General features: G+C 67.9%; 34 protein-coding genes. 32 read left to right on the top strand and 2 right to left on the bottom strand.

All coding sequences use genetic code 11. The features are described from left to right. Positions 1-120: 120 nt before the first annotated feature. The 31 genes from rpsJ (at position 121) to truA (ending at position 17,383) form a co-directional block, all read left to right on the top strand. The gene (gene rpsJ, locus ACIRQP_RS07555; RefSeq protein WP_003948644.1) at positions 121-429 is read left to right on the top strand and encodes a 30S ribosomal protein S10; all 309 of its coding nucleotides are present in this window, start codon (positions 121-123) and stop codon (positions 427-429) included. A gap of 14 nt (positions 430-443) precedes the next feature. Then, positions 444-1,088: a 50S ribosomal protein L3 gene (gene rplC / locus ACIRQP_RS07560; protein WP_030351433.1), complete on the top strand. Its 645-nt coding sequence runs from the start codon at positions 444-446 to the stop codon at positions 1,086-1,088. An 8-nt stretch (positions 1,089-1,096) separates the two neighbouring features. Further along, positions 1,097-1,756 carry a 50S ribosomal protein L4 gene (gene rplD / locus ACIRQP_RS07565; RefSeq protein ID WP_403884904.1) on the top strand — a complete coding sequence of 220 codons (660 nt, stop codon included), beginning with the start codon at positions 1,097-1,099 and terminating at the stop codon, positions 1,754-1,756. Then, on the top strand, positions 1,756-2,073 hold the full coding sequence (gene rplW, locus ACIRQP_RS07570; protein WP_403884907.1) for a 50S ribosomal protein L23: 318 nt from the start codon (positions 1,756-1,758) through the stop codon (positions 2,071-2,073). Before rplD ends, rplW begins: the two co-directional genes overlap by 1 nt. Before the next feature lie 50 nt (positions 2,074-2,123). Next, positions 2,124-2,960 carry a 50S ribosomal protein L2 gene (gene rplB / locus ACIRQP_RS07575; RefSeq protein ID WP_129770859.1) on the top strand — a complete coding sequence of 279 codons (837 nt, stop codon included), beginning with the start codon at positions 2,124-2,126 and terminating at the stop codon, positions 2,958-2,960. Positions 2,961-2,972: 12 nt separating this feature from the next. After that, complete coding sequence (gene rpsS / locus ACIRQP_RS07580; protein ID WP_030351437.1) at positions 2,973-3,254, top strand: 30S ribosomal protein S19; 282 nt, start codon at positions 2,973-2,975, stop codon at positions 3,252-3,254. 40 nt (positions 3,255-3,294) lie between these two features. Beyond that, complete coding sequence (rplV, locus tag ACIRQP_RS07585) at positions 3,295-3,642, top strand: 50S ribosomal protein L22 (protein ID WP_004571827.1); 348 nt, start codon at positions 3,295-3,297, stop codon at positions 3,640-3,642. Next, the gene (gene rpsC, locus ACIRQP_RS07590) at positions 3,642-4,490 is read left to right on the top strand and encodes a 30S ribosomal protein S3 (RefSeq protein ID WP_030351439.1); all 849 of its coding nucleotides are present in this window, start codon (positions 3,642-3,644) and stop codon (positions 4,488-4,490) included. The genes rplV and rpsC overlap by 1 nt, the downstream gene beginning before the upstream one ends. A 5-nt stretch (positions 4,491-4,495) precedes the next feature. Beyond that, on the top strand, positions 4,496-4,915 hold the full coding sequence (gene rplP, locus ACIRQP_RS07595) for a 50S ribosomal protein L16 (protein WP_014047785.1): 420 nt from the start codon (positions 4,496-4,498) through the stop codon (positions 4,913-4,915). Continuing rightward, positions 4,915-5,139, top strand: coding sequence for a 50S ribosomal protein L29 (gene rpmC / locus ACIRQP_RS07600; protein ID WP_129770858.1), 225 nt, complete (start codon positions 4,915-4,917; stop codon positions 5,137-5,139). The genes rplP and rpmC overlap by 1 nt, the downstream gene beginning before the upstream one ends. Continuing rightward, on the top strand, positions 5,139-5,450 hold the full coding sequence (gene rpsQ / locus ACIRQP_RS07605; RefSeq protein ID WP_382882960.1) for a 30S ribosomal protein S17: 312 nt from the start codon (positions 5,139-5,141) through the stop codon (positions 5,448-5,450). The genes rpmC and rpsQ overlap by 1 nt, the downstream gene beginning before the upstream one ends. Before the next feature lie 107 nt (positions 5,451-5,557). Next, positions 5,558-5,926: a 50S ribosomal protein L14 gene (gene rplN, locus ACIRQP_RS07610; protein WP_003974257.1), complete on the top strand. Its 369-nt coding sequence runs from the start codon at positions 5,558-5,560 to the stop codon at positions 5,924-5,926. Positions 5,927-5,928: 2 nt separating this feature from the next. Then, a complete protein-coding gene (gene rplX / locus ACIRQP_RS07615) occupies positions 5,929-6,252 on the top strand; it encodes a 50S ribosomal protein L24 (protein ID WP_030351442.1) in 324 nt (107 codons plus the stop codon). Further along, positions 6,252-6,812: a 50S ribosomal protein L5 gene (gene rplE, locus ACIRQP_RS07620; protein ID WP_030351443.1), complete on the top strand. Its 561-nt coding sequence runs from the start codon at positions 6,252-6,254 to the stop codon at positions 6,810-6,812. Before rplX ends, rplE begins: the two co-directional genes overlap by 1 nt. A gap of 2 nt (positions 6,813-6,814) precedes the next feature. Continuing rightward, positions 6,815-7,000, top strand: coding sequence for a type Z 30S ribosomal protein S14 (locus ACIRQP_RS07625; RefSeq protein ID WP_003948630.1), 186 nt, complete (start codon positions 6,815-6,817; stop codon positions 6,998-7,000). A 212-nt stretch (positions 7,001-7,212) separates the two neighbouring features. Next, positions 7,213-7,611 carry a 30S ribosomal protein S8 gene (gene rpsH, locus ACIRQP_RS07630; protein ID WP_382856419.1) on the top strand — a complete coding sequence of 133 codons (399 nt, stop codon included), beginning with the start codon at positions 7,213-7,215 and terminating at the stop codon, positions 7,609-7,611. Positions 7,612-7,632: 21 nt separating this feature from the next. Then, positions 7,633-8,172 carry a 50S ribosomal protein L6 gene (gene rplF / locus ACIRQP_RS07635; protein ID WP_030351445.1) on the top strand — a complete coding sequence of 180 codons (540 nt, stop codon included), beginning with the start codon at positions 7,633-7,635 and terminating at the stop codon, positions 8,170-8,172. A 3-nt stretch (positions 8,173-8,175) separates the two neighbouring features. After that, on the top strand, positions 8,176-8,559 hold the full coding sequence (gene rplR / locus ACIRQP_RS07640) for a 50S ribosomal protein L18 (protein WP_030351446.1): 384 nt from the start codon (positions 8,176-8,178) through the stop codon (positions 8,557-8,559). 46 nt (positions 8,560-8,605) lie between these two features. Then, entirely contained in the window at positions 8,606-9,208 is a 603-nt protein-coding gene (rpsE, locus tag ACIRQP_RS07645; protein ID WP_030351447.1) for a 30S ribosomal protein S5, read from the top strand. Further along, positions 9,208-9,390: a 50S ribosomal protein L30 gene (gene rpmD, locus ACIRQP_RS07650; RefSeq protein ID WP_024491595.1), complete on the top strand. Its 183-nt coding sequence runs from the start codon at positions 9,208-9,210 to the stop codon at positions 9,388-9,390. The genes rpsE and rpmD overlap by 1 nt, the downstream gene beginning before the upstream one ends. Before the next feature lies 1 nt (position 9,391). Continuing rightward, positions 9,392-9,847, top strand: coding sequence for a 50S ribosomal protein L15 (gene rplO, locus ACIRQP_RS07655; protein WP_030351448.1), 456 nt, complete (start codon positions 9,392-9,394; stop codon positions 9,845-9,847). A 255-nt stretch (positions 9,848-10,102) separates the two neighbouring features. Continuing rightward, positions 10,103-11,422, top strand: a complete 1,320-nt coding sequence (secY, locus tag ACIRQP_RS07660) for a preprotein translocase subunit SecY (protein WP_030351449.1) — start codon at positions 10,103-10,105, stop codon at positions 11,420-11,422. After that, complete coding sequence (locus ACIRQP_RS07665) at positions 11,422-12,081, top strand: adenylate kinase (protein WP_403884912.1); 660 nt, start codon at positions 11,422-11,424, stop codon at positions 12,079-12,081. The genes secY and ACIRQP_RS07665 overlap by 1 nt, the downstream gene beginning before the upstream one ends. Positions 12,082-12,225: 144 nt before the next feature. Next, positions 12,226-13,062 (top strand): type I methionyl aminopeptidase, encoded by an 837-nt coding sequence (gene map / locus ACIRQP_RS07670; RefSeq protein WP_403884915.1) that lies wholly within the window; start codon positions 12,226-12,228, stop codon positions 13,060-13,062. 140 nt (positions 13,063-13,202) lie between these two features. Next, the gene (gene infA / locus ACIRQP_RS07675) at positions 13,203-13,424 is read left to right on the top strand and encodes a translation initiation factor IF-1 (protein WP_003956442.1); all 222 of its coding nucleotides are present in this window, start codon (positions 13,203-13,205) and stop codon (positions 13,422-13,424) included. A gap of 55 nt (positions 13,425-13,479) precedes the next feature. Then, positions 13,480-13,593: a 50S ribosomal protein L36 gene (gene rpmJ, locus ACIRQP_RS07680; RefSeq protein WP_003956441.1), complete on the top strand. Its 114-nt coding sequence runs from the start codon at positions 13,480-13,482 to the stop codon at positions 13,591-13,593. 196 nt (positions 13,594-13,789) lie between these two features. Then, positions 13,790-14,170: a 30S ribosomal protein S13 gene (gene rpsM, locus ACIRQP_RS07685; RefSeq protein ID WP_403884918.1), complete on the top strand. Its 381-nt coding sequence runs from the start codon at positions 13,790-13,792 to the stop codon at positions 14,168-14,170. 65 nt (positions 14,171-14,235) lie between these two features. Further along, positions 14,236-14,640, top strand: coding sequence for a 30S ribosomal protein S11 (gene rpsK, locus ACIRQP_RS07690; protein WP_003956432.1), 405 nt, complete (start codon positions 14,236-14,238; stop codon positions 14,638-14,640). Positions 14,641-14,759: 119 nt separating this feature from the next. Further along, complete coding sequence (locus tag ACIRQP_RS07695; protein WP_003956430.1) at positions 14,760-15,782, top strand: DNA-directed RNA polymerase subunit alpha; 1,023 nt, start codon at positions 14,760-14,762, stop codon at positions 15,780-15,782. Between the two features lie 115 nt (positions 15,783-15,897). After that, entirely contained in the window at positions 15,898-16,404 is a 507-nt protein-coding gene (rplQ, locus tag ACIRQP_RS07700) for a 50S ribosomal protein L17 (RefSeq protein WP_030351453.1), read from the top strand. A 91-nt stretch (positions 16,405-16,495) separates the two neighbouring features. Next, on the top strand, positions 16,496-17,383 hold the full coding sequence (truA, locus tag ACIRQP_RS07705; RefSeq protein ID WP_403884922.1) for a tRNA pseudouridine(38-40) synthase TruA: 888 nt from the start codon (positions 16,496-16,498) through the stop codon (positions 17,381-17,383). A gap of 2 nt (positions 17,384-17,385) precedes the next feature. Here truA and ACIRQP_RS07710 read toward each other — a convergent pair whose 3' ends face one another. Then, a complete protein-coding gene (locus ACIRQP_RS07710; protein ID WP_403884925.1) occupies positions 17,386-20,508 on the bottom strand; it encodes a glycosyltransferase family 2 protein in 3,123 nt (1,040 codons plus the stop codon). A gap of 139 nt (positions 20,509-20,647) precedes the next feature. Continuing rightward, on the bottom strand, positions 20,648-21,526 hold the full coding sequence (locus ACIRQP_RS07715; protein ID WP_403884929.1) for a hypothetical protein: 879 nt from the start codon (positions 21,524-21,526) through the stop codon (positions 20,648-20,650). 92 nt (positions 21,527-21,618) lie between these two features. On the opposite strand from ACIRQP_RS07715, the gene ACIRQP_RS07720 reads away from it, so the two are divergent. Then, the gene (locus tag ACIRQP_RS07720; protein ID WP_403884932.1) at positions 21,619-23,238 is read left to right on the top strand and encodes an ABC-F family ATP-binding cassette domain-containing protein; all 1,620 of its coding nucleotides are present in this window, start codon (positions 21,619-21,621) and stop codon (positions 23,236-23,238) included. The last annotated feature ends 268 nt before the right edge of the window (positions 23,239-23,506 follow it).

The following is a 23,506-nucleotide window of genomic DNA, read 5'->3' on the forward strand; positions in this document are numbered from 1 at the left end:
GAAATTCCTTCGGGAGATTTTCATTGGCGAGGATGCGACACGCCCGACCGCGTGGGTCGGAGCGGGGAGCGGAGCTACCGGGTTCCAGAGCGTTACGAGAGACAGGACTACGAAGCAGCCATGGCGGGACAGAAGATCCGCATCCGGCTCAAGGCCTACGACCACGAGGTCATCGACTCCTCGGCGAAGAAGATCGTCGAGACGGTGACGCGTACTGGTGCGTCGGTCGCGGGCCCGGTGCCGCTGCCCACTGAGAAGAACGTGTACTGCGTCATCAAGTCGCCGCACAAGTACAAGGACTCGCGCGAGCACTTCGAGATGCGCACGCACAAGCGCCTGATCGACATTCTCGACCCGACGCCCAAGACCGTTGACTCGCTGATGCGCCTGGACCTTCCGGCCGGCGTTGACATCGAGATCAAGCTCTGAGAGGCGCGGAAGAGATGGCAAAGCAGATCAAGGGTGTCCTGGGCGAGAAGCTCGGCATGACCCAGGTCTGGGACGAGAACAACCGTGTCGTCCCGGTGACCGTCGTCAAGGCCGGGCCCTGCGTTGTTACCCAGGTCCGTACGAATGACTCCGACGGCTACGAGTCGGTCCAGATCGCCTTCGGCGAGATCGACCCGCGCAAGGTGAACAAGCCCCTCAAGGGCCACTTCGCCAAGGCCGACGTGACCCCCCGCCGCCACCTGGTGGAGCTCCGTACCTCCGACGCCGCCGAGTACACGCTCGGCCAGGAGATCACCGCCGCCACGTTCGAGTCCGGCGTCAAGGTAGACGTCACGGGCAAGAGCAAGGGCAAGGGCTTCGCCGGTGTCATGAAGCGTCACAACTTCAAGGGCCTCGGCGCCGGTCACGGCACCCAGCGCAAGCACCGCTCTCCCGGCTCCATCGGTGGCTGCGCCACCCCGGGCCGTGTGTTCAAGGGCCTCCGCATGGCGGGCCGTATGGGCAACGAGCGGGTCACCACCCAGAACCTGACCGTTCACGCCGTTGACGCGGAGAAGGGCCTGCTCCTGATCAAGGGCGCGGTTCCTGGTCCGAACGGCGGCCTCGTCCTGGTCCGTACCGCGGCCAAGGGGGCCTGAGGTAACTGATGAGCACCGTTGACATCCTTTCGCCGGCAGGCGACAAGGCCGGGACCGTCGAACTCCCCTCGGAGATCTTCGACGCGAAGGTCAGCATCCCGCTGATCCACCAGGTCGTTGTCGCCCAGCTGGCCGCTGCCCGACAGGGCACGCACAAGACCAAGACCCGCGGCGAAGTCCGTGGCGGTGGCAAGAAGCCGTACCGCCAGAAGGGCACCGGCCGCGCCCGTCAGGGTTCGACCCGCGCTCCGCAGTTCGCCGGTGGTGGCGTCGTCCACGGCCCCGTGCCGCGTGACTACTCGCAGCGGACCCCCAAGAAGATGAAGGCCGCCGCCCTGCGCGGTGCCCTCACCGACCGGGCCCGTCACTCTCGTATCCACGTCGTTTCCGGCCTGGTCGAGGACGCGGTGTCCACCAAGGCCGCGAGGACCCTGATCGGCAAGATCAGCGAGCGCAAGAACGTGCTCCTGGTCGCCGAGAGGTCCGACGAGGCCGCGTGGCTGTCCGCCCGCAACCTGCCCCAGGTGCACATCCTGGCGCCGGGGCAGCTGAACACGTATGACGTGCTCGTCTCCGACGACGTGGTCTTCACCAAGGCCGCCTTCGAGTCCTTCGTGTCCGGCCCCGCGGATCGACGGGCCGCTGAGACCGAAGGGAGCGAAGCCTGATGGCCGAGATCACCAGCAAGACCTTCGACGACCCGCGTGACGTTCTCGTCAAGCCCGTGGTGTCCGAGAAGAGCTACGCGCTGCTCGACGAGAACAAGTACACGTTCATCGTGTTGCCCACCGCCAACAAGACCCAGATCAAGCAGGCCGTGGAAGCGGTCTTCTCGGTCAAGGTCACCGGGGTCAACACGATCAACCGCCAGGGCAAGCGCAAGCGCACCCGCACCGGTTTCGGTAAGCGCGCGAACACCAAGCGCGCCATCGTGACCGTCGCAGAGGGCGACCGTATCGACATCTTCGGCGGCCCGACCTCCTGACGGAGGTCGAGACGTCCAGGATCCGGAATTCTTCCGAGGACTGAGAGACAATGGGTATCCGCAAGTACAAGCCGACGACCCCGGGCCGTCGTGGCTCCAGCGTCGCCGACTTTGTCGAGATCACGCGGTCCACGCCGGAGAAGTCGCTGGTCCGCCCGCTGCACAGCAAGGGCGGCCGTAACAACGCCGGTCGTGTGACCGTTCGCCACCAGGGTGGTGGACACAAGCGCGCCTACCGTGTGATCGACTTCCGTCGTCACGACAAGGACGGCGTGCCGGCCAAGGTCGCGCACATCGAGTACGACCCGAACCGCACCGCGCGCATCGCGCTGCTGCACTACGCGGACGGCGAGAAGCGCTACATCATCGCGCCGCGTGGCCTGGCGCAGGGCGCGCGTGTCGAGAACGGTCCGGCCGCCGACATCAAGCCCGGCAACAACCTGGCGCTGCGCAACATCCCGGTCGGTACGACCATCCACGCCATCGAGCTGCGGCCCGGCGGCGGCGCGAAGTTCGCCCGTTCCGCGGGTGCCTCCGTGCAGCTGCTGGCGAAGGAGGGCTCCATGGCCCACCTCCGTATGCCGTCCGGCGAGATCCGGCTGGTCGACGTCCGCTGCCGCGCCACCATCGGCGAGGTCGGCAACGCCGAGCAGTCGAACATCAACTGGGGCAAGGCCGGCCGTATGCGCTGGAAGGGCGTACGCCCGACCGTCCGCGGTGTCGCGATGAACCCGGTTGACCACCCGCACGGTGGTGGTGAGGGCAAGACCTCCGGTGGACGTCACCCGGTCAGCCCGTGGGGTCAGAAGGAGGGTCGTACTCGCTCGCCGAAGAAGGCAAGCAGCAAGTACATCGTCCGCCGCCGCAAGACGAACAAGAAGCGCTAGGAGCGGGTTTAGATGCCGCGCAGTCTCAAGAAGGGGCCCTTCGTCGACGACCACCTGATCAAGAAGGTGGACGTCCAGAACGAAGCAGGCACCAAGAACGTCATCAAGACCTGGTCCCGTCGCTCGATGATCGTCCCGGCCATGCTGGGCCACACGATCGCGGTGCACAACGGCAAGATCCATGTCCCGGTGTTCGTCACCGAGTCGATGGTCGGCCACAAGCTCGGCGAGTTCTCGCCGACTCGCACCTTCCGCGGCCACGTCAAGGACGACCGGAAGTCGAAGCGCCGCTAACGCGGGGTGACTGACTATGACTTACACCGAAGGGACAACCATGGAAGCCAGGGCCCAGGCGCGGTACATCCGCGTCACGCCCATGAAGGCCCGCCGCGTGGTGGACCTCATCCGTGGCATGGATGCCACGGAGGCTCAGGCGGTCCTGCGCTTCGCCCCGCAGGCCGCGAGCGTGCCGGTCGGCAAGGTGCTTGACAGTGCCATCGCCAACGCCGCGCACAACTACGACCACACCGACGCCTCTTCGCTGGTCATCAGCGAGGCGTATGTGGACGAGGGCCCGACCCTGAAGCGGTTCCGTCCGCGTGCCCAGGGCCGTGCCTACCGGATCCGTAAGCGGACCAGCCACATCACCGTGGTCGTCAGCAGCAAGGAAGGAACCCGGTAATGGGCCAGAAGGTTAACCCGCATGGGTTCCGACTCGGTATCACCACGGACTTCAAGTCCCGTTGGTACGCCGACAAGCTGTACAAGGACTACGTCAAGGAAGACGTCGCCATTCGTCGCATGATGACGAAGGGCATGGAGCGGGCCGGCATCTCCAAGGTGGAGATCGAGCGCACCCGCGACCGCGTCCGCGTTGACATCCACACCGCACGTCCGGGCATCGTCATCGGCCGCCGCGGCGCCGAGGCCGACCGCATCCGCGGCGAGCTGGAGAAGCTGACCGGCAAGCAGGTCCAGCTGAACATCCTCGAGGTCAAGAACCCCGAGGTGGACGCTCAGCTGGTGGCCCAGGCCGTCGCCGAGCAGCTGTCCTCGCGTGTCTCCTTCCGTCGCGCCATGCGTAAGAGCATGCAGTCGACGATGAAGGCCGGCGCCAAGGGCATCAAGATCCAGTGCGGTGGCCGTCTCGGCGGCGCCGAGATGTCCCGCTCGGAGTTCTACCGCGAGGGCCGCGTGCCCCTGCACACGCTCCGCGCGAACGTCGACTACGGCTTCTTCGAGGCCAAGACGACCTTCGGCCGTATCGGTGTGAAGGTCTGGATCTACAAGGGCGACGTCAAGAACATCGCCGAGGTGCGCGCCGAGAACGCCGCGGCCCGCGCCGGCAACCGTCCGGCCCGTGGTGGTGGCAACGACCGTCCCGCCGGCCGTGGTGGCCGCGGTGGCGAGCGTGGCGGCCGTGGCCGCAAGCCGCAGCAGAACCCGGCAGCCGAGGCCCCCAAGGCCGACGCCGCCGCTGCTCCGGCCGCTGAGGCGACGTCCTCTTCTACCGGCGGAACGGAGGCCTGACCGAAATGCTGATCCCCCGTAGGGTCAAGCACCGCAAGCAGCACCACCCGAAGCGCAGCGGAATGTCCAAGGGTGGGACGCAGGTTGCGTTCGGCGAGTACGGCATCCAGGCGCTGACCCCCGCGTACGTGACGAACCGTCAGATCGAGGCCGCTCGTATCGCGATGACCCGTCACATCAAGCGTGGCGGCAAGGTCTGGATCAACATCTACCCGGACCGTCCGCTCACCAAGAAGCCTGCCGAGACCCGCATGGGTTCCGGTAAGGGTTCCCCCGAGTGGTGGATCGCGAACGTCAAGCCCGGCCGGGTGATGTTCGAGCTGTCCTACCCGAACGAGAAGATTGCGCGTGAGGCGCTTACCCGCGCTGCTCACAAGCTTCCGATGAAGTGCCGGATCGTTCGGCGCGAGGCAGGTGAGTCGTGATGGCGGCCGTGACCAAGGCGTCCGAACTGCGCGAACTGGGCAACGAGGAGCTTCTCGCCAAGCTTCGCGAGGCCAAGGAAGAGCTGTTCAATCTCCGCTTCCAGGCGGCGACGGGTCAGCTCGAAAACCACGGGCGGCTGAAGCTCGTGCGCAAGGACATCGCGCGGATCTACACCCTGATGCGTGAGCGCGAGCTGGGCATCGAGACGGTGGAGAGCGCCTGATGACTGAGAGCAACGTGACCGAGACCACTGCAACCACTAGCGGCTCCGCCGCGGGCGCCGACCGCGGATTCCGCAAGACCCGTGAGGGTCTGGTCGTCAGCGACAAGATGGACAAGACCGTCGTCGTCGCTGTCGAGGACCGCGTCAAGCACGCGCTGTACGGCAAGGTCATCCGCCGTACGAACAAGCTCAAGGCGCACGACGAGCAGAACGCCGCCGGCATCGGCGACCGCGTCCTCCTGATGGAGACCCGGCCGCTGTCCGCCACGAAGCGGTGGCGCATCGTCGAGATCCTCGAGAAGGCCAAGTAACCCCTGAGGGGTTTGCCAGCAGGGCATTTCCCTCGGACTAGTTCCGCCAGGCTCCGGGGGCCGAGTGATCGGCCCCCGGGGAACCGGCAGACGATCAGGAGATAGACGTGATCCAGCAGGAGTCGCGACTGCGTGTCGCCGACAACACGGGTGCGAAGGAAATTCTCACCATCCGTGTTCTCGGTGGCTCGGGTCGCCGCTACGCGGGCATCGGTGACGTCATCGTCGCCACCGTCAAGGACGCGATCCCCGGTGGCAACGTGAAGAAGGGTGACGTCGTCAAGGCGGTCATCGTTCGCACCGTCAAGGAGCGCCGCCGTCCGGACGGCTCGTACATCCGCTTCGACGAGAACGCCGCCGTCATTCTGAAGAACGACGGCGACCCTCGCGGCACCCGTATCTTCGGCCCGGTGGGCCGTGAGCTGCGCGAGAAGAAGTTCATGAAGATCATCTCGCTCGCGCCGGAGGTGCTGTAAGCATGAAGATCAAGAAGGGCGACCTGGTTCAGGTCATCACCGGTAAGGACAAGGGCAAGCAGGGCAAGGTCATCGTGGCCTACCCCACGCAGGACCGTGTTCTCGTCGAGGGTGTCAACCGGGTCAAGAAGCACACCAAGGCCGGCCAGACGGCTCGCGGTTCGCAGACCGGCGGCATCGTGACCACCGAAGCCCCCATCCACATCAGCAATGTTCAGCTGGTCGTGGAGAAGGACGGCAAGAAGGTCGTCACCCGCGTCGGCTACCGCTTTGACGACGAGGGCAACAAGATCCGCGTTGCCAAGCGGACCGGTGAGGACATCTGATGACTGCGACCACTACCGCGCCGCGTCTGAAGCTGCGCTACCGCGAGGAGATCGCCGGAAAGCTGCGTGAGGAGTTCTCGTACGAGAACGTCATGCAGATCCCCGGTCTCGTCAAGATCGTGGTCAACATGGGTGTGGGCGACGCCGCCCGCGACTCCAAGCTGATCGAGGGTGCCATCAAGGACCTCACCACGATCACCGGCCAGAAGCCGTCCGTCACCAAGGCCCGGAAGTCCATCGCGCAGTTCAAGCTGCGCGAGGGTCAGCCGATCGGCTGCCACGTCACCCTCCGCGGTGACCGCATGTGGGAGTTCCTGGACCGTACGCTGTCGCTCGCGCTGCCGCGTATCCGTGACTTCCGCGGTCTGTCCCCGAAGCAGTTCGACGGCCGTGGCAACTACACCTTCGGTCTCACGGAGCAGGTCATGTTCCACGAGATCGACCAGGACAAGATCGACCGGGTCCGGGGCATGGACATCACCGTGGTCACCACGGCGACCAATGACGACGAGGGTCGTGCCCTCCTTCGTCACCTCGGCTTCCCGTTCAAGGAGAACTGACCGTGGCGAAGAAGGCTCTGATCGCTAAGGCCGCCCGCAAGCCGAAGTTCGGTGTGCGCGGTTACACCCGCTGCCAGCGCTGCGGCCGTCCCCACTCCGTCTACCGCAAGTTCGGCCTGTGCCGTGTGTGCCTTCGTGAGATGGCCCACCGCGGTGAGCTGCCGGGCGTGACCAAGAGTTCCTGGTAATTCCCCAAAGGGAATCAACCAGAAGCTCTCGGTAAGCAATGTGGTTGGCGGGAGCCCTCCTTCACATGCCGTAGGCTTGTGGGGTTGGGCGCCCGCCGTCCACCTAAGACTTACTACGCCGTAGGTCCCCGCACCGCACCCGTCCCGGCTCTGATCGGGGAGAGGGATGGCGCATACAGGAAACCCCGGCGAGAGAGGCCGAAGGCCAATTCATGACCATGACTGATCCCATCGCAGACATGCTCACGCGTCTGCGCAACGCGAACTCGGCGTACCACGACGACGTCGTGATGCCGCACAGCAAGATCAAGTCGCACATCGCGGAGATCCTCCAGCAGGAGGGCTTCATCACCGGCTGGAAGGTCGAGGACGCCGAGGTCGGCAAGAGCCTCGTCCTGGAGCTGAAGTTCGGCCCGAACCGCGAGCGTTCGATCGCCGGCATCAAGCGCATCTCCAAGCCGGGTCTGCGTGTGTACGCGAAGTCCACCAATCTGCCGAAGGTTCTCGGCGGCCTGGGCGTGGCCATCATCTCCACGTCCCACGGTCTCCTGACCGGCCAGCAGGCCAGCAAGAAGGGCGTAGGTGGGGAAGTCCTCGCCTACGTCTGGTAGTCGGGAACGGAGGAAAAGCTCATGTCGCGAATCGGCAAGCTCCCCATCCAGGTTCCCGCCGGTGTGGACGTCACCATCGATGGCCGTACGGTCGCCGTGAAGGGCCCCAAGGGTTCCCTCTCGCACACCGTTGCCGCGCCGATCGAGGTCACCAAGGGCGAGGACGGCATCCTTCAGGTGCTGCGCCCGAACGACGAGCGTCAGAACAAGGCCCTGCACGGCCTGTCCCGCACGCTGGTGGCGAACATGATCACCGGCGTGACCCAGGGATACGTCAAGGCGCTCGAAATCAGCGGGGTCGGCTACCGCGTCCAGGCGAAGGGCTCCAACCTGGAGTTCGCCCTGGGTTACAGCCACCCGATCCTCATCGAGGCCCCCGAGGGCATCACCTTCAAGGTCGAGACGCCCACGAAGTTCACTGTCGAGGGCATCGACAAGCAGAAGGTCGGCGAGGTCGCCGCTAACATCCGCAAGCTGCGGAAGCCCGACCCGTACAAGGCCAAGGGCGTCAAGTACGCGGGCGAGGTCATCCGCCGCAAGGTCGGAAAGGCGGGTAAGTAAGCCATGGCATACGGTGTCAAGATTGCTAAGGGCAAGGCCTACAAGGCCGCTGCCATCAAGCGCCGTCACATCCGCGTTCGCAAGCGCATCTCCGGTTCGCCGGAGCGTCCGCGCCTGGTCGTGACGCGTTCCAACCGCCACATGGTCGCTCAGGTCATCGACGACATCGCGGGCCACACGCTCGCGTCGGCGTCGACCCTGGACACCTCGATCCGTGGTGCCGAGGGCGACAAGAGCGCCCAGGCCAAGCAGGTCGGATCCCTGGTCGCCGAGCGCGCCAAGGCCGCCGGCGTCGAGGCCGTCGTGTTCGACCGCGGTGGTAACCAGTACGCAGGGCGCATTGCCGCTCTGGCTGACGCCGCCCGCGAAGCCGGGCTGAAGTTCTAAGCCCCGGTTCCGGAGCTAGCGGACGTAACAGAGAGAGGTAAATCCAATGGCTGGACCCCAGCGCCGCGGAAGCGGTGCCGGTGGCGGCGAGCGGCGGGACCGGAAGGGTCGCGACGGTGGCGCTGCCGCCGAGAAGACCGCTTACGTTGAGCGCGTCGTCGCGATCAACCGCGTTGCCAAGGTTGTGAAGGGTGGTCGTCGCTTCAGCTTCACCGCGCTGGTCGTGGTGGGCGATGGTGACGGCACCGTGGGTGTCGGTTACGGCAAGGCCAAGGAGGTGCCGGCCGCCATCGCCAAGGGCGTTGAGGAGGCCAAGAAGCACTTCTTCAAGGTTCCCCGTATCCAGGGCACCATCCCGCACCCGATCCAGGGCGAGAAGGCCGCGGGCGTCGTCCTGCTCAAGCCGGCTTCCCCCGGTACCGGCGTGATCGCCGGTGGCCCGGTGCGTGCCGTGCTGGAGTGCGCGGGCGTGCACGACATCCTGTCGAAGTCGCTCGGCTCGGACAACGCGATCAACATCGTGCACGCGACCGTGGCGGCCCTCCAGGGCCTGCAGCGTCCCGAGGAGATCGCGGCCCGCCGCGGTCTGCCCCTCGAGGACGTCGCCCCCGCGGCTCTGCTCCGTGCGCGTGCGGGAGCGGGTGCGTAATGGCCCGTCTCAAGATCACGCAGACGAAGTCGTACATCGGCAGCAAGCAGAACCACCGTGACACCCTGCGTTCGCTCGGGCTCAAGCGCCTGCACGACGTGGTTGTCAAGGAGGACCGCCCCGAGTTCCGCGGCATGGCTAACACCGTCCGCCACCTCGTGACGGTTGAGGAGGTCGACTGACATGGCGGAGAACAACCCGCTGAAGGTCCACAACCTCCGTCCTGCCCCGGGCGCCAAGACCGCCAAGACCCGTGTGGGTCGTGGTGAGGCGTCCAAGGGTAAGACCGCAGGTCGTGGTACCAAGGGCACCAAGGCCCGTTACCAGGTTCCGGAGCGCTTCGAGGGTGGGCAGATGCCCCTCCATATGCGTCTCCCGAAGCTCAAGGGCTTCAAGAACCCGTTCCGCACCGAGTACCAGGTCGTGAACCTGGACAAGCTCTCCGCTCTCTACCCCGAGGGCGGCGAGGTCACGGTGGCCGATCTGGTCACCAAGGGCGCGGTGCGCAAGAACAGCCTCGTCAAGGTCCTGGGCCAGGGCGAGATCTCCGTGGCGCTGCAGGTTTCGGTTGACGCCGTCTCCGGCTCCGCCAAGGAGAAGATTGCCGCCGCCGGCGGCACCGTCACCGAGCTCGTCTGAGACAACTCGATGGCCTGAACATCCGACCGGGGATGCCTCTCAAAAGGGGCATCCCCGGTTGGTCGTTCCAAGGGGGGCACTGTCGCCGGTAAGGTGGCGTGCATTGTTGCTGTATTGAAGCCGGGGGCTCGCCCCCGGACCCCCGCCGCGCGGAGTGTCCGCAGGGGTGCCCCGCGCGGTTCCGCTTGTTCCGTATCCGTCGATCCTCAATACCGTCACCTCTGACGCAGTAGCGCGGGGGTCGCAGGAGGCACCGTGCTCACCGCGTTCGCCCGGGCGTTCAAGACGCCCGACCTGCGCAAGAAGCTGCTCTTCACACTCGCCATCATCGTGCTGTACCGGCTCGGGGCACATGTCCCGGTACCGGGCGTCAGTTACGAGAATGTCCAGACGTGTGTCGACGCGGCCCAGAAGGGCAATAACAGCCTGTTCGGTCTGGTGAACATGTTCAGCGGCGGGGCGCTGCTGCAGATCACGATCTTCGCGCTCGGCATCATGCCGTACATCACAGCGAGCATCATTCTGCAGCTGCTGACCGTGGTCATCCCCAGGCTGGAGGCCCTCAAGAAGGAGGGCCAGTCCGGTCAGGCCAAGATCACGCAGTACACCCGCTATCTGACGGTCGCCCTCGCCGTGCTGCAGGGCACCGGCCTGGTCGCCACCGCCCGCAGTGGCGCGCTCTTCAGCGGCTGCCCGGTCGCCTCGGAGATCGTGCCCGATCAGTCGATCTTCGTCACCGTCACCATGGTGATCACCATGACCGCGGGTACCGCGGCGGTCATGTGGCTCGGTGAGCTCATCACCGACCGAGGCATCGGCAACGGCATGTCCATCCTGATGTTCATCTCGATCGCCGCCGGCTTCCCCGGCGCGCTGTGGGCCATCAAGGAGAGCGGCACGCTCGCCAAGGGCTGGATCGAGTTCGGCACGGTCATTCTGATCGGCTTCGTGATGGTGGGCCTGGTCGTCTTCGTCGAGCAGGCGCAGCGCCGGATCCCCGTGCAGTACGCGAAGCGCATGATCGGCCGCAGGTCCTACGGCGGTACGTCCACGTACATCCCGCTGAAGGTGAATCAGGCGGGTGTGATCCCCGTCATCTTCGCCTCGTCGCTGCTCTACATTCCGGCACTCGTCGCACAGTTCTCCAGTGGGAACTCCGCGTGGAAGACCTGGATCGAGGCGCACTTCGTCAAGGGTGACCACCCGTATTACATCGCCACGTACTTCCTGCTGATCGTGTTCTTCGCCTTCTTCTATGTGGCGATCTCCTTCAACCCCGAAGAAGTCGCCGACAACATGAAGAAGTATGGTGGCTTCATCCCGGGTATCCGGGCAGGTCGACCTACAGCCGAGTATCTGAGCTACGTGCTCAACAGGATCACTTGGCCGGGCTCGCTGTACCTGGGTCTGATTGCTCTCGTCCCGACGATGGCGTTGGCAGGCTTCGGCGGTGCGAACCAGAACTTCCCGTTCGGCGGGACAAGCATCCTGATCATCGTGGGTGTGGGTCTGGAAACCGTGAAGCAGATCGAGAGCCAGCTTCAGCAGCGTAATTACGAAGGGTTCCTCCGCTGATGCGAATCGTCCTCGTCGGGCCGCCCGGTGCCGGCAAGGGAACGCAGGCCGCGTACCTCGCCAAGAACCTGAAGGTCCCGCACATCTCCACGGGCGACCTCTTCCGGGCCAACATCAGCCAGGGCACCACCCTCGGCAAGCTGGCGAAGTCGTACATGGATGCCGGGAACCTGGTGCCCGACGAGGTGACCATCGCGATGGCGCAGGAGCGGATGGCCCAGCCGGACGCCGTCGGCGGCTTTCTGCTGGACGGTTTCCCGCGCAATGTCTCGCAGGCGAAGGCGCTGGACGAGGCCCTCGCGCAGGACGGCGTGAAGCTGGACGCGGTGCTGGACCTGGAGGTCCCCGAGGACGAGGTCGTCACGCGTATCGCGGGGCGCCGGGTCTGTCGCAATGACAGCGCGCATGTGTTCCACGTCACCTACAGCCCGCCGAAGAAGGAGGGTGTCTGTGACATCTGCGGCGGCGAGCTGTACCAGCGGGACGACGACTCCGAGGAGACGGTGCGGACCCGTCTCGAGGTCTACCACACGCAGACCGAGCCGATCATCGACCACTACCGGGCCCAGGGCCTGGTGGTCACGATCTCCGCGCTCGGCAAGGTCACCGAAGTGACCGAGCGTGCGATGGCGGCGCTTGAGCGGGGTCGGGCCGCGTAGGCCCTGAGTCCCAGCAGTGCAGCAGTACCAGTACGGCCGTGGCGTCCCTCGGACACCACGGCCGTACTGTTGAGCGGTCCGTGTGCGGCGGACGTAGCGAGCAGAGCGTATCGAATCAGTCACAGTCAGGTGGAAGGCGCAGGCATGGTGCAGATCAAGACCCCCGAGCAGATCGCGAAGATGCGTGAGGCGGGACTGGTCGTCGCCGCCGTGCACGCGGCCACCGGCGCGGCGGCGGTGCCCGGCGCCACCACCGGCGATCTGGACCAGGTCGCCCGCAAGGTGCTGGCCGAGCACGGCGCCAAGCCGAACTTCCTCGGGTACGGCGGGTTCCCCGCGACCATCTGCACCTCGGTCAACGAGGTCGTCGTCCATGGCATCCCGGACGACACGACCGTCCTCAAGGACGGCGACATCATCTCCATCGACGCGGGCGCGATCATCGACGGCTGGCACGGCGACGCGGCCTTCACGGCGTTCGTCGGCACCGGTCACGCTCCGGAGCTCGTCGAGCTCTCGCGGGTGACCGAGGAGTCGATGTGGGCCGGGATCGCGGCCATGCGCGGCGGCAACCGGCTGGTGGACGTGTCCCGGGCGATCGAGACGTACATCCGCCGCCAGCCCCGCCCCGGCGGGGGCAAGTACGGGATCATCGAGGACTACGGCGGCCACGGCATCGGCACCGAGATGCACATGGACCCGCACCTGCTGAACTATGTCTCGCGCAAGCGCGGCAAGGGCCCGAAGCTGGTCCCGGGTTTCTGCCTGGCGATCGAGCCGATGGTCTCCCTCGGTACGCCGCGTACGGAGGTGCTGGAGGACGAGTGGACGGTCATCACGACCGACGCGACCTGGTCCTCGCACTGGGAGCACTCCGTGGCGCTGACCGAGGAGGGCCCGCTGGTCCTGACCGCCCCCGACGGAGGTAAGGCGAAACTCGCCGAGCTGGGCATCGTCGCGGCTCCGGACCCGTTGGCTTAAACATCTCCTTCGGTGGGCAAACTGAACGGATTCGTCTTTTCGAGTGCGCTCCCGTAGACTGACGCGTCGGCTCTGGTGTACCCGTGTGTCTTCATGCGGCTGCCAGAATCGATCAAGGTAGCCGATTCGAAGGGCGAAGCGTGGCCAAGAAGCAAGGTGCCATCGAAATTGAGGGCACCGTGATCGAGTCCCTCCCGAACGCCATGTTCAAGGTGGAGCTGCAGAACGGTCACAAGGTCCTCGCGCACATCAGCGGCAAGATGCGGATGCACTACATCCGAATCCTCCCCGATGACCGGGTTGTGGTGGAGCTGTCTCCGTACGACCTGACGCGTGGCCGGATCGTCTACCGATACAAGTAGATCTTGCAGACATCCCTCGCGGGGTGCCCGCACTGACCCGGAGAACCTCAATCCCATGAAGGTCAAGCCGAGCGTCAAGAAGATCTGCGACAAGTGCAAGGTGATCCGGCGTCACGGCCGGGTCATGGTCATCTGCGACAACCTGCGCCACAAGCAGCGCCAGGGCTGACGCAAGACCACCTGCCTCTCGCAGTACTTCGCGCGACGCGAGCGAACTCGTAATAACGCAGTGTCCGGCTCCCACCCGGTGGGACCGACACCTCCGGCGGAGGCCGGGGACCCGGACCGTACCGATCCCACCAGGGGACGGGGCGGCAGCCGGGAGAGACACTGCGGAAGACCTCCGACATCATCAGGAGCCATGAATGGCACGCCTCGCAGGCGTTGACCTCCCGCGCGAAAAGCGCGTCGAGGTCGCCCTCACCTACGTCTTCGGTATCGGGCGCACCCGGTCCAAGGAGACTCTCGCCGCCGTTGGCGTCGACCCGAACATCCGCGTCCGCGACCTCGCCGAGGAAGACCTCGTCAAGATCCGCGAGTACGTGGACGGCAACCTCAAGACCGAGGGTGACCTCCGTCGCGAGATCGCCGCCGACATCCGCCGCAAGGTCGAGATCGGCTGCTACCAGGGTCTGCGTCACCGCCGTGGCCTGCCGGTGCACGGACAGCGCACCAGCACGAACGCTCGTACCCGCAAGGGCCCGCGTCGCGCCATCGCCGGTAAGAAGAAGCCGGGCAAGAAGTAGTCCTCAGCGGACGCTCATCAGCGGTCTTCGCTGTAGGACCGACCACCTCCCTGTAGGAGAAATAGATGCCCCCCAAGGGTCGTCAGGGCGCTGCCAAGAAGGTGCGCCGCAAGGAAAAGAAGAACGTCGCTCACGGGCACGCCCACATCAAGAGCACGTTCAACAACACGATCGTCTCGATCACCGACCCCTCGGGCAACGTGATCTCCTGGGCCTCCGCCGGCCACGTCGGCTTCAAGGGCTCGCGCAAGTCCACCCCCTTCGCCGCGCAGATGGCCGCCGAGTCGGCCGCCCGCCGCGCGCAGGAGCACGGCATGCGCAAGGTGGACGTCTTCGTCAAGGGTCCCGGCTCCGGCCGTGAGACCGCGATCCGCTCGCTCCAGGCCACCGGCCTGGAGGTGGGCTCGATCCAGGACGTCACCCCCACCCCGCACAACGGCTGCCGCCCCCCGAAGCGCCGCCGCGTCTGAACCCTTTCCCCCGGGCGGGGGGAACGGCTCGCGGGCGGTACGGCGCTTCGGTGCCGTGCCGCCCGTACCCTTGTTCTGTTGGCATCAAATAGCGGGTGCCAAGACTGGAGGACCGAAACATGCTTATCGCTCAGCGTCCCTCGCTGACCGAAGAGGTCGTCGACGAATACCGCTCGCGGTTCGTGATCGAGCCGCTGGAGCCGGGCTTCGGCTACACGCTCGGCAACTCCCTTCGGCGTACGCTCCTCTCCTCGATCCCCGGCGCGGCGGTCACGTCGATCCGGATCGACGGTGTCCTGCACGAGTTCACCACCGTGCCGGGCGTCAAGGAGGACGTCACCGACCTCATCCTGAACATCAAGCAGCTGGTCGTCTCCTCGGAGCATGACGAGCCGGTCGTGATGTACCTGCGCAAGCAGGGCCCCGGCCTGGTCACGGCGGCCGACATCGCCCCGCCGGCCGGTGTCGAGGTCCACAACCCGGACCTCGTGCTCGCGACCCTGAACGGCAAGGGCAAGCTGGAGATGGAGCTGACCGTCGAGCGCGGTCGCGGCTATGTCTCCGCCGTCCAGAACAAGCAGGTGGGCCAGGAGATCGGCCGGATTCCGGTCGACTCCATCTACTCGCCGGTGCTCAAGGTCACGTACAAGGTCGAGGCGACCCGTGTCGAGCAGCGCACCGACTTCGACAAGCTGATCGTCGACGTCGAGACCAAGCAGGCCATGCGGCCGCGCGACGCCATGGCGTCCGCCGGTAAGACGCTGGTCGAGCTGTTCGGTCTGGCGCGCGAGCTCAACATCGACGCCGAGGGCATCGACATGGGCCCGTCGCCGACGGACGCGGCGCTCGCCGCCGATCTCGCCCTGCCGATCGAGGAGCTTGAGCTCACCGTTCGGTCGTACAACTGCCTCAAGCGCGAGGGCATCCACTCCGTGGGTGAGCTGGTGGCGCGCTCCGAGGCCGATCTGCTCGACATCCGTAACTTCGGTGCGAAGTCGATCGACGAGGTCAAGGCGAAGCTGGCCGGCATGGGCCTGGCCCTCAAGGACAGCCCGCCCGGATTCGACCCGACCGCCGCGGCGGACGCCTTCGGCGCCGACGACGACGCGGACGCCGGGTTCGTGGAGACCGAGCAGTACTGAGGGTTCCGCCCAGGGTCCCGAGCCCGGGGCTTGATTTCACTTCCGCGGGGCGGCCGCCCCACGGGAACTGACACCGGTACCTGATACGGCCGGTGCAGACACAAGGAGATACACCATGCCGAAGCCCGCCAAGGGTGCCCGTCTGGGCGGCAGCGCCGCGCACGAGAAGCTGCTCCTCGCGAACCTCGCGAAGTCGCTCTTCGAGCACGGCCGCATCACGACGACCGAGGCCAAGGCCCGCCGCCTGCGCCCGATCGCGGAGCGTTTCATCACCAAGGCGAAGAAGGGCGACATCCACAACCGTCGCCTGGTGCTGCAGTCGATCACGGACAAGAGCGTCGTCCACACGCTCTTCACCGAGATCGCCCCGCGGTACGAGAACCGCCCCGGTGGTTACACGCGTATCACCAAGATCGGCAACCGTCGTGGCGACAACGCCCCGATGGCGGTCATCGAGCTGGTCGAGGCCCTGACCGTGGCGCAGCAGGCCACCGGTGAGGCCGAGGCGGCGACGAAGCGCGCGGTCAAGGAAGACGCCCTCAAGAAGGACGAGGCTCCGGCCGAGGCCGTCGAGGACGCCAAGCCGGCCGCCGAGGCCGAGTCGGAGTCCAAGGACGCCTGAGCGTTCTGACGACTGACGGACGGGTCCGCTCCCTGAGGGGGGCGGGCCCGTTCCGCGTGGAGAGGACGGACAGGTGGGTCAGGTGGGTCAGGTGAGCGAGGACATCGAGGGCGCGGCGCCCGGACACGTACGGATACGGCTGGACCTGTCGTACGACGGCAAGGACTTCTCCGGCTGGGCGCGGCAGCGGACCCGGCGGACCGTCCAGGGCGAGATCGAGGACGCGCTGCGTACGGTGACGCGGTCCTCGCGTACGTACGAGCTGACCGTCGCCGGGCGTACGGACGCGGGCGTGCACGCGCGCGGTCAGGTCGCGCATGTCGATCTGCCGGACGAGGTGTGGGCCGAGCACCGCGAGCGGCTGCTGAGGCGGCTCGCGGGGCGGCTGAGCCACGATGTACGGGTCTGGAGGGTCGCCGAGGCGCCCCGGGGCTTCAACGCGCGCTTCTCGGCGATCTGGCGGCGCTACGCGTACCGCGTGACCGATCATCCCGGGGGTGTGGATCCGCTGCTGCGCGGTCATGTGCTGTGGCACGACTGGCCGTTGGACGTGGCGGCGATGAACGCGGCGTCCGCCGGGCTGCTCGGCGAGCACGACTTCGCGGCGTACTGCAAGCGGCGCGAGGGCGCGACGACGATCCGTACGCTCCAGCGGCTGGAGTGGGAGCGGGACACACACGGAGTGATCACCGCGACCGTGCGGGCCGATGCCTTCTGCCACAACATGGTGCGCTCGCTGGTGGGCGCGCTGCTGTTCGTGGGCGACGGGCACCGGCCCGTGGAGTGGCCGGCGAAGGTGCTCGCGACGGGGGTGCGGGACTCGGCGGTGCATGTCGTACGGCCGCACGGGCTCACCCTGGAGGAGGTCGGCTATCCGGCCGACGAGCTGCTGGGCGAGCGGAACCGGGCGGCGCGCAACAAGCGGACGCTGGGCGCGAACCTGAACGGTGACGCGGACGGGGACGCGGGCTGCTGCTGAGGTCAGCCGCTCCGCAGGCGGCGGGCCAGACGGCGCAGCGGGCCCGGTGTACGGGTCCGCGTGGCAGGCGTGGGCGCGGGCTCCGGCCGGGGGACCGCGACGCGCAGGGACAGATCGCTTTGCGGATTGGTCCAGTACGGCGTGACGCGGCGGTCCGGCGCGGTGGGGTGCGGCACGGGCGTGGGCCGCTCGGGGACCTCGGGGCCGCGCCGGGAGCCGAGCCGCGCGGACTTCGTCCAGCCGAGCGCGGTGAGGCGTACGGACAGATCCCAGACGCCGTCGCCGAGCGGGGCGCCGTCCAGCGCCGTGGCGAGGTCGAGCCGGGCCGTTCCCGCGACGCTCAGCACGCCGTCGGGGCGGAAGACGGTGGTCTTGGTGGGCAGCCGGTACTCGGCGCCGCTGGCGCGCTCGCGCAGGACGAGCACGACGGACGCCTTGGCGGGGGAGGCGCCGCCGGTGAGCGGCTCCCGGGCGAGACGCTCCCGCAGGCCGGGTGAGAGACCGGCCGGGGCGAGGGCCTCCTGGTCCGTGCCGGTGTCGGTGACGCCCAGCGGGCCCTCGGCGCCGTGCAGCTCGCCGGTGAAGGCGATCCGCAGACAGGCGCCGTCGTTCAGCCAGGACAGCGCGTCCAGCCGGGCGTGGCAGACGACCGAGGACTCCCACGCGGCCAGGGCCACCAGATCGTCGAGCCGGTCGTCGGTGATCAGCCCGACGGCCACCCGGCGCGCGGCGGGCAGACCGGCCACCGACGTGTCCGAGATCCCGTCCACGACGACCTCGCGGATCGCCCGGAACAGCTCGCGCCGCGCGGCCTCGTCCAGATCCAGCAGTCGCTTTCCGCTCAGCCGGTCCAGGATCTCCACGCGCAGCCAGCGCCGGTGCAGCCGGTCGCGCGCCGCCCCGGGACCGACGAGGCCGTCCACGGTCTTCAGCAGGGCGCGCAGCTCGGCGTGGAACTCCCCGGGCGGTACGGCGGGGCCCGCGCCGCCCGGACCGTAGTGGTAGCAGACGTAGCTGCCGAGGACGGCGGTCCGGCCCGCCCGGAGGGTGGCCTCGGCGGTGAACGCCTGCTCGGCCAGTTGCCGCCCGCCCGCGGGGAAGCGCAGCCCGTGCCCGTCGAGGAACGCGCGGTGGAAGAGCTTGTCGGCGGTGAGGCTGTCGGCCAGCGGGTCCTTGGCGAGGGTGGCGCGCGGCCGGTCCCGTACGAACAGCTCGCGGGGGACGGGCCGGCCCTTGCCCGCGAGCTTGCCGGCGACGATGTCGGCGTCGTGCTCGATGCCGTACGCGTACATCCGCTCCAGGGCTTCCGTGCCGAGCCGGTCGCCGGGTTCCATGTAGAGCACGTACTCGCCGGTGGCGCGGTCGGTCCCGGCGTTACGGGGATCGGTGCCCGGCGCCGTGTCCGCCACGCTGATCACCTCGATGCCGTCCGCAGGCAGGGTCTGGGCGGCCAGTGAGGCGAGGGTGGCCTCCACCGCCTCCGGTGCCGCTCCGGCGGTCGGTACGACGACGCTGACCTTCGGCGGGCGGGGGCCGGGCACCGCGTCGGTTGCCCGTACGGACAGCGTCATCCCTTGGCCGGTGAGGGCGCCGGTGATCTCGTGCCCGCCGAGGATCTCGGGGGCGGGCAGGGCCACTTCCCCGGGGGCCGTGCTCCCGCCGAGGCGCGTGTACCGGTCGAAGCCCGCCCCCATGAGCCTGATCTGCACCTCCCACACGCCTTCGGCGAGGGGCCCGCCGCCCGCGGCGCGCAGCGGGTCGATGGCGACGGTGCCGCGGACCACGGGCCGTACGAGAACGGTGCCTTCGGGCGCGGCGCCGTCGGGGCCGTCCGGAGCGGGTTCCTCCGCCAGGACGAGCGAGGTCTCGCGCTCGGGGAGCCACACATGCGCGGTCTGCGCGTGGCGCAGCAGCACATCGGCCTTGAAGGACTTCAACTCGTCGGTCACATCGACGGGTTCGGACAGGACCCCGTCCGTCAGGGAGGGCGCGAGGAAGTACCGGTCACCGCGCCGGGCGAGCAGCAGCCCCGCGCCGTCGTGGGCGCCGTCGGGGCCGGGTTCGCCCGCGAAACGGGCGGTGAACGACGCCTTGAACCGGTCGCGGCTCCAGCCCACCCGCTCGACCGCGCACCGGGCGCTCAGATCCGTCTGTCTGCGGGTGAACTCGGTCAGTTCCGCCGGTCTGTTCTCCCGGAGCAGGGCGGATCGGGTCCGCTGTACGGCGGCCAGCCCCGTGTGCACGCCGTCCGTCATGAACTCCTCGGCCAGCTCGCGCACCACCTCGAACGGGTCGTCCCCGAACGGCGGGTCAACCAGCAGGCCACGGGGCGGCTCACCCAGCCGGTGCAGCATCTCCACCCGGTAGAAGCGGCGCAGCAGCCGGTCGCGCTCGGGCCCCGGCTCGGTGCCCGCGACGACGGTCCCCATGACCTCGCGGAGATTCCCGTAGTACCGGCGCGGGTCCATGGCGGCCGTACCGGCGTTCTCGGCGTCCTCACGGGCCCAGTACGCGTAGCAGACGTAGTCGCCCAGTACGGAGACCACGGACGCCTTGAGATAGGCGCGGACCATGAAGAGCTGGTCCTCCAGGATCCAGGGCCCCTCGGGGTGCGCGATGCCGTGTTCGCGCAGGAACGCGGTGCGGAACATCTTGTGCGGGGTGAGGCTGTCGATCAGCGGCGCGTTCCGTACGGTGCAGTTCTCCCGGGTCCGGGTCATCAGACCGTACGGGACGCCCCGGCTGCGGAAGTTGCTGGCGACCTTGCCGATGACGATGTCGGAGTCGTTGCGCGCGGCCATGGCGTACAGCCGCTCCAGCGCCTCGGGCGCCAGCCGGTCGTCGTGGTCGGCGAACTGCACATAGTGGCCGTTCGCCCGCTCCACGCCGATGTTGCGCGGCTTGCCCGGCCAGCCCGAGTTGGGGATGCGCTCCATCCGGAAGTGATGGTGCTCGGCGGCCAGGGCCGCCAGCCGCTCCGGGGTGCCGTCGGTCGAGCCGTCGTCGACGAAGAGCACCTCGAACTCGTCGCTGGGCAGGGTCTGCCCCAGCAGCGAGCCGACCAGCGGCTCGATGTGGATTCCCGAGTTGTACGTCGGCACCACCACGGTGACTTTGACCGCCATCCACCCCACGTCCTCTGTGCATTCACCCGCGCCACACAAGTTGCGCAGACTGTACACAGCGCGGAGCCCGCGCCGTGCCGGGGAAGCGCGGCGGCGCGGGTGGGCCGGGATCCGTGGGCCGGGATCCGTGGGGCGTGGGTTACTGGCCGACGGGGGCGGTGGCCGCGGCCGATGCCTGGGCCCTGCCCCGTTCGAGGATCCGGCGGAAGGTGAACTCCGCTACGTCGTCCCCGGCGGTGAAGACGTCCTTGTCCGAAGTGGTGGCGTTCTTGCCGGAGGTGAAGCCGCCGACCGTGAAGTAGACGTACCTGCCGTACGAGTTGGTGGTCTTGCGGCAGACCGAGGGCGCCCGGCAGAAGGTCGGGACACCGGCGCCGGAGAGCGAGGCGATGCCGTCCTCCGACTGCTCCTTGGCCTTCAGCGCCAGCGCCTCCGTCTCGAAGACCGCGACGCCGACGGTGACGGCGACCCCGTCCTTGCTGTACGTGGCGCGGATCACCTGGTCGCAGCTGTTCGAGGCGAGGATGGAGCCGAGTGCGCCCTGGGCCGCCGCCGCGCAGTTGGTGGTGATGGCCGTCGCACCCTTCGCGTAGGCGCGGTCGCTCATCGTGAGCTTGCCACCGGGGAAGAGGGTGTCGGCGTTCAGCGGCGCCTTGTCCTTGCCGGCGCTGGAGACGTAGTCCTTCGGGTTCGGCGGGGGCGGCGGCTCGACCGAGGAGAAGGTGGGATCGACCTCGGGACTCTCGTCCGGGAGATCGGTGGGAGTGGGCAGTTCGTTGGCGGTGTTCTCCGAGCCGCGGTCGTTCCCGCCGTTCATGGAGACGACGGCGGTCGCCACGATCGCGGCTATCACGCCGGTCGCGAGCACGCCACCACCTATCATCAGCCAGCGTTTGCGCCGGGTACGCGCGGCGGAGGCGTCCGCGAGAGCGGCCCAATCCGGTGTCTGTGTGCCGTACGGGTCATGTTCCGGTGAACCGGGGCCGCCCCAGGAGGGCCCCCCTTGCCCAAAGCTCATGGCCCGAGTTTAGACCGCCCGGCGACCGGGAAACCGCGCGGGAACCGGAAAAGGATTGGGTTCCGGCGCCGCCTGCACCGACAATGCGGGACATGGGACACGTTGAGGCCGCGCACCTGGAGTACTACCTCCCCGACGGACGGGTGCTGCTCGGCGACGCCTCGTTCCGCGTCGCGGAAGGCTCCGTCGTCGCTCTCGTCGGGGCCAACGGCGCCGGCAAGACCACGCTGCTGAGGCTGATCGCGGGGGAGATCCAGCCGCACGGCGGCTCGGTGACGGTCAGCGGCGGGCTCGGTGTGATGTCGCAGTTCGTGGGGTCGGTACGGGACGAGCGCACGGTCCGTGACCTGCTGGTCTCGGTCGCGCAGCCGCGCCTGCGGGAAGCCGCGGCGGCCGTGGACGAGGCCGAGCACGGCATCGTGACGGTCGACGACGAGGCCGCGCAGATGCGGTACGCGCAAGCGCTCAGCGACTGGGCGGAGGCGCGCGGCTACGAGGCCGAGACGGTCTGGGACATGTGCACGACGGCGGCGCTCGGCGTCCCGTACGAGAAGGCGCAGTGGCGCGAGCTGCGCACCCTGAGCGGCGGCGAGCAGAAACGGCTGGTGCTCGAGGCGCTGCTGCGCGGACCCGATCAGGTGCTGCTCCTCGACGAGCCGGACAACTATCTGGACGTGCCGGGCAAACGGTGGCTGGAGGAGCGGCTGAAGGAGACCCGGAAGACGGTTCTCTTCATCTCCCACGACCGTGAGCTGCTGGCCAGGGCCGCCGAGAAGATCGTGAGCGTGGAGCCGAGCCCGGCCGGCTCCGACGTGTGGGTGCACGGCGGCGGGTTCGGTACGTACCACGAGGCCCGCAAGGAGCGTTTCGCGCGCTTCGAGGAGCTGAAGCGGCGCTGGGACGAGGAGCACGCCCGGCTGAAGGCGCTGGTGCACCGACTGCGGCAGCAGGCGGCGATCAGCCACGACATGGCATCCCGCTACCGGGCGATGCAGACGCGCTTCAAGAAGTTCGAGGACGCGGGACCGCCGCCGGAGCCGCCGCGCGAGCAGGAGATCACCATGCGGCTGCGCGGTGGCCGTACCGGCGTACGGGCCGTGACCTGCGAGAACCTGGAGCTGACCGGGCTGATGAAGCCGTTCTCGCTGGAGATCTACTACGGCGAGCGGGTCGCGGTCCTCGGTTCGAACGGCTCCGGCAAGTCCCACTTCCTGCGGCTGCTGGCCGGCGAGGACGTACGGCACACCGGCCGGTGGAAGCTGGGCGCGCGCGTCGTACCGGGCCACTTCGCGCAGACCCACGCCCACCCCGAGCTGTTCGGCCGCACGCTGGTCGACATCCTGTGGACGGAGCACGCGAAGGACCGGGGCGGCGCGATGAGCGTGCTGCGCCGGTACGAGCTGGAGCGCCAGGGCGACCAGCCCTTCGAGAAGCTCTCGGGCGGCCAGCAGGCGCGCTTCCAGATCCTGCTGCTCGAACTGTGCGGTACGACCGCGCTGCTGCTGGACGAGCCGACGGACAACCTGGACATGGAGTCGGCGGAGGCCCTCCAGGACGGTCTTGAGGCATACGACGGGACGGTGCTCGCGGTCACCCACGACCGCTGGTTCGCCCGCTCCTTCGACCGGTATCTGGTCTTCGGCTCGGACGGGGTCGTACGGGAGACGCCGGAGCCGGTGTGGGACGAGCGACGGGTGGAGCGGGCGCGATAGGCGTCGGCCGGGCGGGCGCGGTAGGCGTCGGCCGGAAGGGTGCCGGGCGGGTCCGGGCGGGTCCGGGCGGGGAACCGTCCCCTGGGGGCGCGGCCCCCGTTTTGACCCGTACGGGGCAGCGACGGTATTCTTCTGGTTCGTTATGCGTATTGGCTTGGTCGTTCTCACGCGAGGGGCCCTTACGCCGGTCCACCGGGCCGATGGACAGCGGTAGGTGCGCGGGTTGCGTCCCCGAAGCACCGCCAGGGCTGTCGTGATCGTCCGGGTG

Origin of the sequence: Streptomyces sp. NPDC102274 (assembly GCF_044766385.1) — a bacterium.
Lineage (GTDB): Bacteria > Actinomycetota > Actinomycetes > Streptomycetales > Streptomycetaceae > Streptomyces.